This window comes from Bradyrhizobium sp. USDA 10063 (assembly GCF_054063735.1).
Genome location: NZ_JBSSGP010000002.1, coordinates 8,037,730 through 8,052,123 on the forward strand (window position 1 = coordinate 8,037,730; position 14,394 = coordinate 8,052,123).

8 protein-coding genes and 2 pseudogenes are annotated in these 14,394 nt (G+C 60.5%); 2 read left to right on the top strand and 8 right to left on the bottom strand.

Annotated features, from left to right (window positions below; all coding sequences use genetic code 11):
* Positions 1–146: 146 nt before the first annotated feature.
* Positions 147–602 (bottom strand): annotated as a pseudogene (locus ACVJGD_RS39800) (IS5 family transposase); the annotation flags it as partial.
* Between the two features lie 127 nt (positions 603–729).
* Between ACVJGD_RS39800 and ACVJGD_RS39805 the strand changes: the two are divergent.
* Positions 730–1,935 (top strand): IS701 family transposase, encoded by a 1,206-nt coding sequence (locus tag ACVJGD_RS39805; protein ID WP_456639259.1) that lies wholly within the window; start codon positions 730–732, stop codon positions 1,933–1,935.
* Between the two features lie 228 nt (positions 1,936–2,163).
* On the opposite strand, the gene ACVJGD_RS39810 is transcribed toward ACVJGD_RS39805, so the two are convergent.
* Both ACVJGD_RS39810 and ACVJGD_RS39815 read right to left on the bottom strand, forming a co-directional pair.
* Positions 2,164–3,153 (bottom strand): GDSL-type esterase/lipase family protein, encoded by a 990-nt coding sequence (locus tag ACVJGD_RS39810; RefSeq protein WP_456639260.1) that lies wholly within the window; start codon positions 3,151–3,153, stop codon positions 2,164–2,166.
* A gap of 13 nt (positions 3,154–3,166) precedes the next feature.
* Positions 3,167–5,881 carry a CHAT domain-containing protein gene (locus ACVJGD_RS39815; RefSeq protein ID WP_456639261.1) on the bottom strand — a complete coding sequence of 905 codons (2,715 nt, stop codon included), beginning with the start codon at positions 5,879–5,881 and terminating at the stop codon, positions 3,167–3,169.
* Between the two features lie 429 nt (positions 5,882–6,310).
* Here ACVJGD_RS39815 and ACVJGD_RS39820 point away from each other — a divergent pair, with 429 nt between their 5' ends.
* Positions 6,311–6,535: a hypothetical protein gene (locus tag ACVJGD_RS39820; RefSeq protein WP_456640609.1), complete on the top strand. Its 225-nt coding sequence runs from the start codon at positions 6,311–6,313 to the stop codon at positions 6,533–6,535.
* A 368-nt stretch (positions 6,536–6,903) separates the two neighbouring features.
* Here the strand turns inward: ACVJGD_RS39820 and ACVJGD_RS39825 are convergent.
* From ACVJGD_RS39825 to ACVJGD_RS39845, 5 genes and pseudogenes are all read right to left on the bottom strand, one after another.
* A pseudogene (locus tag ACVJGD_RS39825) lies at positions 6,904–7,543 on the bottom strand (IS110 family RNA-guided transposase); the annotation flags it as partial.
* Between the two features lie 460 nt (positions 7,544–8,003).
* Entirely contained in the window at positions 8,004–8,351 is a 348-nt protein-coding gene (locus ACVJGD_RS39830; RefSeq protein WP_456639262.1) for a hypothetical protein, read from the bottom strand.
* Positions 8,352–10,805 (bottom strand): tyrosinase family protein, encoded by a 2,454-nt coding sequence (locus ACVJGD_RS39835; RefSeq protein WP_456639263.1) that lies wholly within the window; start codon positions 10,803–10,805, stop codon positions 8,352–8,354.
* Between the two features lie 53 nt (positions 10,806–10,858).
* Positions 10,859–12,850: a multicopper oxidase family protein gene (locus tag ACVJGD_RS39840; RefSeq protein WP_456639264.1), complete on the bottom strand. Its 1,992-nt coding sequence runs from the start codon at positions 12,848–12,850 to the stop codon at positions 10,859–10,861.
* A 38-nt stretch (positions 12,851–12,888) separates the two neighbouring features.
* Positions 12,889–13,173, bottom strand: a complete 285-nt coding sequence (locus ACVJGD_RS39845) for a hypothetical protein (RefSeq protein ID WP_456639265.1) — start codon at positions 13,171–13,173, stop codon at positions 12,889–12,891.
* Positions 13,174–14,394 lie beyond the last annotated feature (1,221 nt).

The following is a 14,394-nucleotide window of genomic DNA, read 5'->3' on the forward strand; positions in this document are numbered from 1 at the left end:
CGCCGCTTTGGAACGGGTCAAGAAATCCGCGACAAGCTGCGCAAACCCGAACCTGTCTCGAGACGCATCCCCTCACCGGCCTCGATCACGCTGGCGACAAGGGGCGCCAAGCCGCTCCCAGGTCTTGATCCGTGGGACTTTTAGCGTTGCGGTGCATCGCCCTTCGGGCCTGCGGTAAGCGTGAACCGTACAGGACATCCCAAGCCGCGAACGGCCATATAGATCTTAGTGCACAGGCCGCCGCGCGAGCGGCCGATCGTCTAATCTTCAGACCCCCTTTTTCGCCAAAGCGGCGTGCTGATGCGCCCGGACAATGGTGGAATCGACGATCAGATATTCGAAGTCCGGATCATCTGACATCGCCTCGCAAATCCGCCACCAAACACCCTTGATGCTCCATCGACTGAAGCGCCGCAACACGCCCTTCCAATCCCCAAACGCTTCCGGAAGATCACGCCAGGGAGAGCCTGGACGCACGATCCACAGCACACCTTCCACAAACATGTTGTCGCGCCCGGTGGAGCCCTTCTGGTCAGGTCGGCCTATAATCAGCGGTGGCATCCGTTCCCACGTCCCGTCGCTCAAAAAACCAACCGCTCCATCACACTTAAAACCGCCTCCCCAAAAGAAGTCTTGAATCTGATTTGCTCCTAAAAGGGAATTCTTAGAGTCCACACCGCCTAGCACTACAGTTGCATTTATCTGAGGGCTCTGAATCTATAGGCAACCATGATTCTGGATCAGATGAATGGTGGTGCTTCGGTTGAGGATATGCTGTCGCTGTGGGCGGCCTCATTGCGGGAGGCCAAGCAGCGTATTCGACCTTTGTTCACGCAGGAGCGTGTAGCCGCTTCGGCGGGCCAGTTTCTCGACGCGTTGCTCGGCAACGAGCCGCGCAAGACAGGCTGGATGCGGGCCGAGGCAGCTGGCGACAGCGGACCGTGGCGACAGCAGGCGTTACTGGGTCGTGGGCGCTGGGATGCCGATGGCTTGCGCGATATCGTTCGTGATCATGTCATCGAACATCTGGGCGACAACAACGCAGTCCTGGTGATCGACGAGACCGGCTTTCTCAAGCAGGGCAAGGCCTCGTGCGGCGTGGGGCGGCAATACACGGGTTCTGCCGGCAAGATCACCAACTGCCAGATCGGCGTGTTCGCCTCCTACGTGTCCGTCAAGGGTCACGCCTTCATTGATCGTGCGCTCTATCTGCCGAAAGCCTGGACATCCGATTCCACCCGATTGAAAGCAACCCATGTGCCGGAGACGGTGGCATTTGCCACCAAGCCACAGTTGGCCGTCAGCATGGTCAAGAGGGCGATCGCGGCCGACGTCCCCTTCGCTTGGGTGGCTGCCGACAGTGTGTATGGCGTCGGAGACCTCGAAACCGCTCTACGACGTGCCGGCAAAGGCTACGTGCTGGGCGTCCACGCCAACCACTGGTTCGGCTCATGGCACCCGGATTACCTCGTGGCTGGTGAAGCAAAGGAGATTGCCGAGGCGCTCCCCGACCAAGAGTGGAAGCGCCTGTCGGCAGGTCATGGCACCAAGGGCGAACGTCTCTACGATTGGGCCTATTGCCCACTGGCCGATCTCGACGCTGCCGAATACGACATGCAGCTTCCAGGCATCTGGACCCGCGGGCTCATGATCCGACGCGGCCTTGCCGACGGTGAACTCTCCTACTTCACCACATGGTGTCCCGAGGGTACCTCGATCGAGAGCCTCGTTCGTGTTGAAGGAACGCGATGGCGTGTCGAAGAAGGTTTTGAGACGACAAAGGGCGAGCTCGGTCTTGACCACAATGAAAGTCGCTCTTGGCACGGCTGGCACCGGCATGTCTCCCTGGTCATGCTGGCTTACGCCGTCATGACCACCGTCCGATCCCAGGTGAACGCGATCATGCCGAAAAAAACGAAATCGACGCACCGGTAAGACTCATCCGCTGGTCGGTCCAGGAAATCCGACGCCTCATCTTAAAGCTCGCGCAGCGCCGGATCCCAATCGCTCGCGTCCTGGCATGGTCCACATTCCGACGCGCCCATCAAGCCGCAGCCCGAAAGGCGCATCTCAAATCAAAAATGCAACTGTAGTGCTAGCGGACATGTGAAAAGATGGGCCGCAACCGAATTGCGCTCACCTAGTTTGACGAGTAACAACGGTTTAGAGTTTCGCAACTAGGTCAGCAAACTTCCTGCTGACCAGCTTAAAGCCCTCTTCTGTCGGATGCAGCTCGTTTGCCCAATCCTTCTTATAGGTCGTCCCGTCGTGCTTAAGCGTGTTGCGAAGATTCAGATAGTGAACATGTCCAAAGCCAGGAGTAGCACTTACGTCCTTCAACATCGCGTTGAACTGATCGATGAGCTTGACGACCACCGCGGAGTTCTTGCCGAAATCAACGTGGCCTTTCTTCCGGAACCCGGGCTCCAGCCAAGGGCCGGGCAGCAGCCAGAATCCACCCAGGTAGCCCCGGCCATCGGGAAGCGCGTAGTCGTAGCCGTGTGTCACGATGGGAATCGGCCGACCGAGATAGGTCTGCGCGATCTTGGTGAGACCGCTGATGATCCGTGCATAGGCCGCTCGCAGGCGCACATCGATCAACCCACGAACAATGTCGTCATTGATGGTCGGAAGGGACGATGCCGCGTGGTTCAGCAGGATCGCGAATTCGTCTCCGGCAATGTCATTGCCGCCGCCGGACAGCAGAATCGCTCGCGGGACCTTGTTGGCGCGCAACAACTTCTCCAGCCGGCGCGCAAACTCCTCGAACTGCCCGCCTGAATGCGCCATGTCGTCGACGGTATCGCCTTTGTGAGCAACGGATTCCACGTCGTAAAGATAATCGTCCTCGAGCATCTGCAGGACGTCGTGAAAGGGATAGTCAAACCAGGAATCGCCTTCGGCGATCAGCACGCCCGCGCTCACTGGACTTCCGAGCAAGGCTCGTGTCCGGGAGGGAATCTGTGGCGGGGCCGGCGCTCGTCGTGCTCCGGGCGCACGGTCCATCCGTCTGACCGTCGCTGCCCGCTTGCGAGTCTGTTTGGTCCGGAACGCGATGACATCCTCCGCCATCGCCTGGCCGCTCTTTATTGCGGCGCTCACGCCGGCAGGAACGCGCGCTGACCGTCTTGACCTGCGTACCTTCTTCGCCATCACTCATCTCCCGTCATGGAAAGACATTGAGCAATGCATCGAGCGCATCGAGTTTCGCGCCGAGACCCTTCAGTTTTCTTCGGCAATCCTTGTCGAACCGCTGCCGGCCGGCGACATGTTCGAATTCGCGCTGCTGGTTGAAGAACAGCGGGCACTCTTTGCTTCCCCTCGCGTGGCTGCCCAGATTGCCGTAAAATCCGGCAAGGCTGGAAACCATCTCGTTGGCGATGACGCGATCGGTTTCGCGTCCTTCCGGCTCAAGCTGGTCGAATCCAGCCACGGACTGGATCAGGATCGGCGGCTCACGATTGCTCGGCCACCAACCGTAGATATTCTCCCACTCATCATCCCGCATCCAATGACGCGTGATACAGGCGAGGATGTCGACTTCCAGTTCGACCGGCGTCCCGCGAAATCGATCTGCAAGGCGTTCCGCCCATAGATACATCGTTTTGCCTTCCTGCAGGTCCCAGACATCGAGTGGAACCGAGAGCTGGACTAGCTCGAAACCTAATTCCTTCTGAGCGGCATTCATCTGCGCGAGCGTGCGATCCAATGCCGGAAAGACATTGTCCATGTCCCAGACGGCGATGCGGGCGCTGCGTGCAGCAGTCGCGCGTCGTGCGTCAGGACGCACACGGGTTTCGGGGACGAAGCTGCGCTTTGCCGGGGGCCTGCACAGCACCAGGCTTGAATCTCGCGCGTACAGCACGGGAACGGCCCAGTCGATCGGTTCGCCGTGCAATGAATAGTTGACCGCGATGCGCGCTTCCCGCGCCGACTCGCCGAGAGAATTACCTTGGGCGAGCGACCAATAGAAGTGCTGTGCGAACGAGGTGGCGGACGAGTCCAGGACGCTGTACTGGTTTGCGACCACCGCCGGCAGCCCGTGCGCGACCAGCGACTGCGCGACGCCCTTGTTGAACTCGGCGCGCCCTGCGGCGCCGGTTTCGCAGGCGTTGAGAAACACCAGGCTCAGGTTTCGGCGGCAGAAAATTTCGCGCACCGAGCGTTCGCCGAGGCTGTGCTCCTGTCCCTGCTCATTCACGAAGACGAGGCGTCCCTCGCCGCGCTCCTCATCGTACGTCCCGTGGCCGATGAAATGGACGACGTCGAATTCGCCGTTCGAGAGATAGCCGTGCAGCTTTATGGGCGTTGCCCGCGCCAGCGTCGTAGCGGTCACGAGCCCAGCCGCGATGAGCGGCTCGAAGCCGCGCCGGATCACCGCCTCTTCCTGCTCGATGGACAAACGGGCGTATCCGACAGGCTGAGCCGAGGCGACCAGGATTCGCAGCGGTCCGAAGCCAGGGTTGATCTGGTCGGCGGGAATACTGGTCAGAACATTGCGCGTGAATCGCATCTCTTCGGTCGCAAGGAAACACTTCCGCACCGGGTCGTAGGCGAACTCCCAGGGCTTTTCGGCGATCCAGGGAATCATCGAGGTGAAGATGAAATCGAGCTTGCGGCCCTGCCGCGTGCGTGCTTCGTCGTACAAGCGGCGGACGTCGCCCTGAAACAGCGTATCGAACAGCTGTTCGCCGAAGACAATCATGTCTTTGTCCCCGGGAAGCGAGCCTTCTTCCCGGTTGGTGTATTTCTTGATGCGCTCGTGCGTGCCGATGATCTTCCCGAACTGAGTCTTCTCGCCGTCGCCGGCGCGCAGCCGCATCACCGATGTGACGCGGGCGCCGCCGTAGCTCGCGAGCACCTGGGCGAATTCAGGTGTCTCACCGCTGCGCGGCGCATCACGGATCGGCCGAAACTCGTCCATGATCACGAGCTCGAATACGTTTCCCAGACCGCTGTGCGGTGCGCTGGACGGGGCTCCGGTTCCGGGTCCCGGCGGTGTCGTGGCGTCCGGTTGCTCCCGGGACCCAGGCTCCGCCGATTCCGGCGGTGGCTGCGAGATGTCCTCGATGTCAAATGGCGGCGGTGTGGCGGTCCTGCTCTTTTTTGGGTAGAGCGACGCCGCGAACGCATGGTCCCTCAGATTGATGTCCTTGCCGCCCTTGATGGGCTTGCCGTTCTTCATGATGGCGGCGGGCAACTGATAGCACATGATCGAGATCGGATCGGCCTCCTTGGTGCCCATGATCGATTTTTTCGCCAGCGGTGTCAGAACCTGCTCTTCCACTTCTTCGGGAGTCCAGCCCTGGTCCTCGTCGAAGAAACTGATAGCCCTGTCGCGATCGATGAGCTTGACGATGTCGCTGCGCATGTGCTCGTGGTCAAAGCCCAAGGTATGCCCGGCCTCATGGCGAACGACGCGCTTGAATTCGGCTTCCGACGTTCGCATCGTGAAGCCTTCGAGGTTCATGGTCGGCTTATCCTTGTCGATCTCCAGGATCTCAGTGCCGACGTACGACCAGTAGCCTGCCTGGTCTTCGGGAGAGTCGAGCCGCGCAATGCGGACCTGTCCAACGCCGGAGGTCTCGGCAAATTTCACGTTGGCTTTCTGTCCCCAGGCGTTCATGTGCAGCAGGATGCGCTTCCGCAAATCACTCTTCGGGCTGTCCATGAAAGAGACGCTCAATTGCACTCCTTTGGCCGACCATTTGCGCCCGATCACCACGGCGATGCGCCGCGCGCCACCTCGCCGCCCGACAGGCGTGCGTTCGATCGTGTGCCGCTCGGTCTCGTTGGCTGGGTTGATTATCAGCGCTTTCCGCTCCGCGTTCGCGAGCATGTCGAGCTGAAGACTCTTCGGTCGGCAGATGATGACTGACATCGGACCCTCTGGCTCTCAGCGGTTGTTACCATACAACGGAATCACGCAAGCGTTTGCCGCGCGCGAATAGCGAGACTATTTGCTCTCTGGCACCTGCCGCCCCTATGGCGAAATTGCAATGTGCTCAGCTCTGTAAGCAGCGCTAGCTGCTGGATTACGAAGCAGATTGGTCACGGCAATATCTCGACGTACCACGCGTTCAATGGTCAAAGTGTTTGAAGCCCCCAAAAAAACCAGCCACGTAAGTGCATCGACTTCCAATGCCGACGTCAGGTTGAATGCCAGGAATCGGATTGTCAACAAGACGATCAACGGGCGTTGGACGGTTGTGCTTATTACGTAAGTTAGACCAGATGCTTAGGGTCTGTCAGACCTCGGCAATTTTCTCAGCGTAGCTCTTATTTCGACAGCCAAGCGCGGAGTGCGATAGTGAGCCGCACCGCGACCGCCGCCTGCCAGACCAGAGAGAGTACCGAGGTCATCGAGGCTGAGCGCGGTATCGACGGCGAACAGGCTACCTGCATCGTGCCGGTGATGAGCATCGGCAGCCACGGCGCGGCTTGCCGTGGGCCTGCCGCCAAGAGCGCAATCCCCAGCGCCATCGCGCGCAGCCGAGGAGGCCGCCGGCAAGCCGCGCAAGCAACGCTATCCTGACATGGGCCGATCAGAGCCGCGTCGCCTGGCCCTGCATCGCGCCGCGCAAGCCCATGCAGAACGCCTTCACGCGGGTCGCTCATCGAGACCTACAAGCGCTGCGAGAGCTTCATGTATAGACGGCCCGCGGATGCAAGGGATTTCGGCAGCACTTTGGATAACGGTCGGGTGCGTTCATGTATACGGCCTGTTTGTGCGACCGATGCCATGGCCGCTGGCCCTGATGGAGATCGCGGATCGAGGCCTCATCAACGGGTCGCGCTTGTTGCGCTTAAAGCTCTTCGGGCTTGCTCGATCCCCAGCTCCGCCGGTTTCCATCATGCTGTCATTTGCCCTCACACCTTAAGATGGCCAGGATACGCGGCAGCTCAGGCCGCGAGCTTAGGCCGATAGAATTCCCAGGTCGTCATCATCGCCCAGATGATCCGAGCCAACTTGTTGGCAACGGCGATAGCGACGACCATGGGCCGACGTCGTTCCAGCAGAGCTTCGATCCAGCCCCCTCCAACCCGTGAGCGTACCTTTGGGTACCGAACGACGTTGCGTGCCCCGATGACAAGCAAGTGCCTGAGATAGGAGTCGCCCTGCTTCGTTATGCGGCCGAGCCGGTCCTTACCGCCGGTGGAATTCTGCTTAGGCGTCAAGCCCAGCCAAGCCGCGAACTCTCGTCCGGAGCGGAACACGGTCGGGTCCGGCACGGTCGCGGCGAGGGCCGTGGCCGTTATGGGACCAACGCCGGGAATCGAGGACAGCAACTTCGCAATCGGATTTACTCTCTGAATGTGCGCCAGCTCACGCTCGATGGCATCGACCTGCCGCTCCAATTCCTTCAGTTGGTCCAAGGACAGCCAGCGCCATACGGGCGTTGGCAGGCAGTGTCAGCCCCTCGTCATCCAACAAGTCCACCAGACCATCCACCCTTTGCGGGCCTTGCCCGACAATGATTCCGAACTCAGCAAAGTGAGCTCGAATAGCGCTAGCCGTCATGGTTCTCTGACGGACCAGCAGCTGCGCAGGGATGCGCGGCCGAACGATTGGCGGGATGTTCGGTGACGAGCGCGGCCACGGCGACATCGGACATTGCGACCGAGAAGGTGATCACGGAAGGGGGGATGGTGCAAGCGCAGGTTGACGTGTCACAACCAACCGGATGGTCATCCTCGAAACCAGCGCCTCGATGCCGAGTTTATGCAGACCGGCCCCGAGCGGGAGCAAATGATAATCATGCACCCAGAATGCGTCCCGATCCCTCAAGTCGAACGCCGCGCGCGCCATGACGTCGTTGATCTCTCGGTAGCTGTCTCGGGGAGCGGCATGTCCGCCGCCTTGTATATCGCGGCCGCGATCTCTTGAGGGCGGTTTCGTTGGTCCCTCCGATGAGGGATCAGCGAGGTCCTGCTCGGCTCAGATTGGGTCCAAAGATTACGCTTTGATAGCCAAGCGAGATCGTTGGTTTCGGGCCACCAGCCTAATCCGGCATTCCGTCGTCGATCCACTCGGCGATGACCGCAAGCTGCTCGGGCGTCGCATACGGGCCGCCAAAGGGCATCCGTTCGAATCCACCGATGCCGACTGTCAGCGCGATATAGATATTCGTTTCCTTGGCCCGGCCGACGCCGACGAGTGACGGATCGATCAGGCGAAAGGCCGGATCGGAGCCAAACGGGCGGGCGACTGCATTCGCTAGCATCGCCTTGTCCGCCCAGCCGAACGCGTCTCCGTGTACGAAGGGAAGATTATCTTCGCGTCCCTTGACCAATAAATCGAGGATGGCTTTGACGTCCGCGAAGCCGACCTGTTTCTCGGTGTTGCCCATCTATTTTTTCCCGCTGAGTGCGTCCGTTGCTTTGAGCGCGCGATCGACGGCTGGAAGCTTGGTCGAATCGACCTTCCTCAACTCGGTCGCGAGCTCGTTGAGCTGGACCTTGCTGAGAGCGGCGCCGCGAGCCTCGACCGTTGCCGCCAAAGCCCCTGCGGCCTGCTCGCGGAGGGTTGGCTGCTCCTGTGCATTCTTCACCACCGCAAGCAGCGGGTCGGTTGCTCCCGAATTTCCCGCGGCGAGGCTGCGAATTGCCGCCGATCTCACGGCCTCGGGTTGGCTGCGGTCGGCGAGAACTGCCTCGATCGCCGGCCGGCTTGTTGCGTCGGGTGCAAGTGCGACGATGGCAGCCGCGCGCACGTTGCTGTCGCCGGTTGCGATATGCTTGCGGATGCTTGGCGCGTATTTGACCGCCCCGCCTGCCACAGCCAGACCGCGGATCGCATCGACGGTTGTGAAGGTCTTGTCGGCGGGATTGTCGAGCGATGAGACGAGCTTGGCAATCAATGCCGGGTCGCGATGCGATGCTAGAACGCGCAACGCGGACTGACGGACGGCGAGATCCCGGTCGGTCAGCGCGGCATGAAGCGCGCCCATCGCGGCATGGTGCGCATGGTGATCGGATTGCCCGAACATCATTTGCAGCGAAAGCGCTTCGATCGCCGCAGCGCCAAGCGCTTCGCTCCGCCCCGCCTCGTTGAGCACGCCGATGGCGGCAGGAACAACCGTGCTGTCCGGCAAGGCGGTCAAGTTTCGTAAAGCGTTGATGCGCTCCGCTTCCGGCCGGTTTCTGTCGTTCAAGACCGCGAGTGCCGCGACCGCCTCCTGATCGATTGGCCCGGAGGCAACGCCTGCGGTTTGTTGAACGGATGTCATGGTAGTCGCCGGTGTTGCCGCAGTTGCGAGCTGTGGCAACTTGATGCCGAAGGGAACGTCGTCATAGGCGAAGCCCATATCGAGGCGCTGTGCGGTAGCTCCTGCATAGTCTATTACATCCCCTGGAGTCGGGGTGGCTGGTTGAGAGGGCCACAACCCGTCAATCGAAGCCTTCGGGAAGGGACCAATATAACCCTGTGAAAGATCGGCCGGAGGCCGGTTTCCCTTGATCGTTGCGCCGGGCCCGACTGCGCTGTTCCAGGGCCACATCGTGTCTTGCAGATGGTGGCCGATAGCGGCACATCCGTTGGGCAAGGCGACGTTGCAGCCGGCTGCCGTGTCGTCATAGGCGTCATTGGGGAAATAGCTTTCACCGCTGCCATTCGGGTTCACTCGGCCGCCGGTCCATTGCCACTTGGCCCATTGCCGGTCGAAGCCGGTGTGGAACGGCCAGAACACCGGATCGCTTGGAGAGATCATGCAGTTCTGCATCCATGGGCCGGTCCAGTTGTGACCGAGATTGTGCGGATTGCCTTCCAGTTTCCTGGAAAACTTCGAGTAAGTTCCTTCGACAAACAAGGTCTCGTCGGAGAAGAACCTCGTCTTCAGATCCTGCGCATCGCTTCGCTGATATGGAAACCGGTACAGCGCCTCGCCATTCACCGCCCAATGAGCCAGAGGGTTGGATGCGGAGAACGTCGGTTCGACGAAAGTTCCGGCTTCCGCCGAAACGGCATTGGCCCCCATGAAGTTTTCGTCGAACACGCTGGGAAGCTCATCCATGATCCAGTAAGGGAGTGCAACCGAGGGGTCGATCTTCTGTAGCTCGCGTTCGAACGACAGAAGATATGCGCGATGGAAGGCCAGGAACGCGGGACCGCGGTGTGCGAGGTCGGGCCAAAAATAGACGGCCGGATCCTGGTATTTTCCCATCGACGCCAGTTCGTGAACGCGCACAAACCGCTCGTAGCCTCTCTGCTCCCGAAGGAATCGCGAGAGGGCCGTGAGGAAATTGATGCGTTCCTGATCGGTGAGGTCCCGTTGATTCTTGCGGATGCGCACCATGGCGGCGTGACTGTGAATCCGCGGACCCGTCGCCGATCCTTCGTGGACCTCGATGACGGCGTCCTTGTCGGCCGAGCTGGCACGAGGGAAACTGCCGGCGACAAAGAAGTTCACCCAGGTCCCGTCCTTTGGCAGGACGAGCTCCAACGTCTTTTCGGTCGCGGTCGCGCCGGACGTGATCGACTTGGCAAAGGCAACATTGCCATCGAGCGGATATTTTCGGCCGGGCGGGACCGGCCCCTCCGCGTCATTGGTGAGGATGACGACCTTGTCTGTCGCCCCCGCCTGTGGAATTTGGCGGATGCGCGCCGGCGCCGGCGCCCAGGTGAGATAATCGTCGGTGGGGTCCGCCGTGCGAATCTGAGTTTCGATCTGCTGTGCCAGGCCCGCCGCAGGCGCAATCGCGACCAGCGCCAGAAAACCTGCAAGACATCCCGATGCAGCCCGCGCTGCAGGAGCGCGATAGGAAATCCCGGCAACCACATTCGACCTGTGCCAAACGCTTGTCATTGGTCTTCCTTTCGGTTCAGGCGATGCCGAGCAATGCAGCGGCAGCGCATCCTTCAATGGTGCCCATTCGCCACGCCGCCCGCACCGTCGGGGATTGCGATCCGGACGTTTTGCATCATCCCCTGATCCTCGTGGTCCAGGATGTGACAGTGCAATACGAAATCGCCGACATAGCGCCGGTAGCGCGAACGGACGATGGCCGTGTAACCTTGCTTGACGAAGAGCGTGTCGCGCCAAGCCCCATTCAGTTTGGCATATTGAGGATCGTCCGCTTCGCCATCGACGCTCACGTCGACATTTGCAGGATTGCGGATTGCGACGATCTGGAATGGATTGACGTGGATGTGGAACGGATGTCCAGGCGGTCCGGCCGTCAACGTCCATTCGTCCGCCGATCCGAGCGTGAGCACGCGCGGCGCTCCATTCGGATCGTAAGGCACGCCGTTCACCTGGAATCCCGCCGGGCCGATCCTCAAGTCGGCCGTTTGCTGTCCCTTGATCTCGTTCGTCTGGATGTCGGCGTGCGGCGCAAACGATTTGAGGCGCAGATCGTTCGACAGATCATCGCGCACCGTCTGGCGCACGCCAACGGGCATCGTTCGGTCTGCAGCGGCAAGGAGTTGCGTCTGGAGAAACGTCTTCAGATCGTCGCCAGGCGAAACACCCACACCGACGTTGATCCGGCCGAGCAGCTTGCGGCTCTTCAAATTGGCATTGACGGTGGCGGTCGCCAGTGCTTGGTCGTCGATGACGCAATAATCGCCGGCCTCGGGGAAGACGATGAGAAGGTCTTCGCGATATCCCGGCTGCAGCACGGTGGTCTGCCGTTGCGCGATCTGGCCCCGCGTCAGGCCGTCGCTGGCAAGCGCGAAGTGCGATAGCGGACTGTCGAGACAATTGGCAGCGACCCAGTCCTGCTGCGCCTGTGCATCCGCAAGCTGGTCCTCGCTGGCACCCGGGCGCATCTTCTTGAACTGCAGCTTGACGCTGTCACGCACGCCCGCATGCGCGATGCGCCAGCGCTCAATGCGACCCGCTTGGGCACCAGCGAAGACAGGCAACACCTCGCCGTTGATGCTGGTGTATCGACCGGAACGCGGCCAGGAATTCGGACCGAACTGGTCGTATGCGTCGATGCCGCCGACCTGACCCGGCTTGCACACATAGGCATTGTTGGCGCCGACCTCGATCTTACCATTGGCGTCCCGGCAGGCGTACTGGACCTGCTGCAGCAGCACGAGCCGTTCGGCAAAGGGCGCCCCCGTCGGCTCTTTCAGCAGCGTGTCGATGTCCCCGGACGACGCCGGCGTCGGCAGACGGCTGCCCCGAATGATCAACAGCCCGGCCATGCCGCTTGATACCTGGAGCGCGGTCGAACCGTGCAGGTGCGGATGATACCAGAACGTTCCCGCGGGATGATCCGGCGGCACGTTGTACTCGTACTGGAAGTCGACGCCGGGATTGATGCTGACCAGCACATTGTCGCCGTTGCCCGTCGGGCTGATCCACAGTCCGTGCGAATGCAGATTGGTACGATTGAAGCAATGCGGTGTATTCACGTTGCCGTCTGGCGCCGGGCAATTCTGGTTCGCGACGGGCAACTTGTTGTGGAGCGTGAGGCGAACGGTTTCACCCGGCACAATCTCGATGGTCGGGGCAACGAACGGGATCTTTGGCGGTGCGGCCTGTTTGGTGTCGCGATAGGAGCGCAGCCGCACCGGGGCGTACTGGCCGGTCGCTGGATTGTAGATTTTCGAATCGGTGAAATCGATATCGAGCTCGATCAGCGCTTCACCGCTGGCTGCCGGCGGACCGGCGATGATCGCGTCCAGCGCGAACGGAGTGATGCTGGGGCGCGCGCGGAGCACCTGGGCGGCTGGCGGCGAGGTCACGATTCGCTGCAGCCGCTGTGCCTGCTGGCTGTGAGCGGGATTTGAGCCTGTGGTCAGCGCTGTGACTGCGGCCAACAGCGCGGCGTGCAAGACGCCGCGGCCACGCAACGCGCCTGCGCCACGCGACCTGATAGAGTCTTGCTCGACATGCATGGATGCTCTCGCTTTCGCATTGGCGCCCGAAGAGGCCACTAGCTTTGCTTCACGGCAATAAACGACGCGACATAGCCCGCAGGGGCACCATTGTGTGGTTTTGCTCGGATCACCGTGCCGACCAGGGCGGGGACCTGATCAATGCCGTTAGGCCATTGGTAGGCGACGCTTGCGCGGTAGTCGTATTCCCAGCCTGCGGTATCAGTGTCCGGCCGTCCTGTTCCGACGATTGCGACGGAAAGGGGGGGTCCCGCATTCGCCGGCTGGATCGTCCCCTGCAAATTGAGCCCGCCGCCTTGCCAGTCGAGTGCGCCCGTCAGCATCGTATCGGCCACCTCGAAGGTGAAGACTGCCTCAGCCGAAGATCAAGCGCAGTGCCTCTTGCGGATCGCCGGCAACCAGTGCGGCACGATTGTGGAAACTGCGATAAGTCCATTTGCCATCGAACATCGTGCCCTCCTATTTGCTGACACTTCGATCCTGCGTTGCACCAGGCCAACCACTCATCCCGATCACGGATCGTTCAGAACGATCATTCAATCGAACCGCCGATGATGCGTTTTTGCGCTAGCGCAACCGCGGCTAACGGAACATGCGAATCTCGAACGAGTAATCTCAGCATCCCGGGTGGCGCTTGAGCCAGCGGGTCTTCGGCCGCTGCATGATCCGTATCCCGAAGCAACTACGATCGCGGCCGGCCACGGCAACGACCACCTTCGTGGCAACGAGATACGGCACATCGCGCTGGAGATCCGCACAGCGTCCTTTCGCTTGGCAGTTTTCGGGTGCCTTCCTTACTAACCTCAAAAAATTTGGATGGTACTCCAATGAACTGGCATCAACGGGATTGGGGTTGTCGCAATGGAAACTATTCAATCTACTGTTGCATTCAGCCAGAGGTTTTGCAATGAAAAACTGGCATCCGTCGATTGGGCAGATTGCTTTACTCGATTTTTAGGCCTGTGCAGTTTGTTGCTGTAATATGACAGAAGCGTTGAATAGCCTGACCGCAGGTGTGGGAAAGGCGGTACCGCTCCGGGCTCCGAACGATTTTCGGCGACTTCATGTGTGAGCTTCGCGGGGGGCCTGGGAAAGCTGAGCAACAATTTCAAGCTTTTTGCCCGACTCGATGGCAAACCCAGGGTCGTTTTCTACAACCTACATGGATCGTGGTAGCGCAAGCCCAAGGGATACGAAGATATCCAGCCCGCCCAAGACTACAGCCGCCTAGCGAGACTGCTTGAAAACAAAGCAAAACTCTTGCGAAGAGTTGGGCGAAAGCGCGAAGCCAAGGAGACCGAAGAGCGCCGCCAAGAGATATGACCGTCCTAACAACCGCTTCAGGTGTTTGCTATCCCTCTTGAAAATCGTCCGGCCAGCAGTCGCTTGGCAACCTCCGTCCGGCGATCGATCTCAGCCGAATTCCGAATTGCGGATGTCATCTTAGCGATTTGTGCACGACGAACTGTCATTCGTGCACGCGGCGTCTTGCCTCTGCTTTTCCGAGTCCGCAACTCGCTTTTAGGGACATCTAGAGGTGTCCC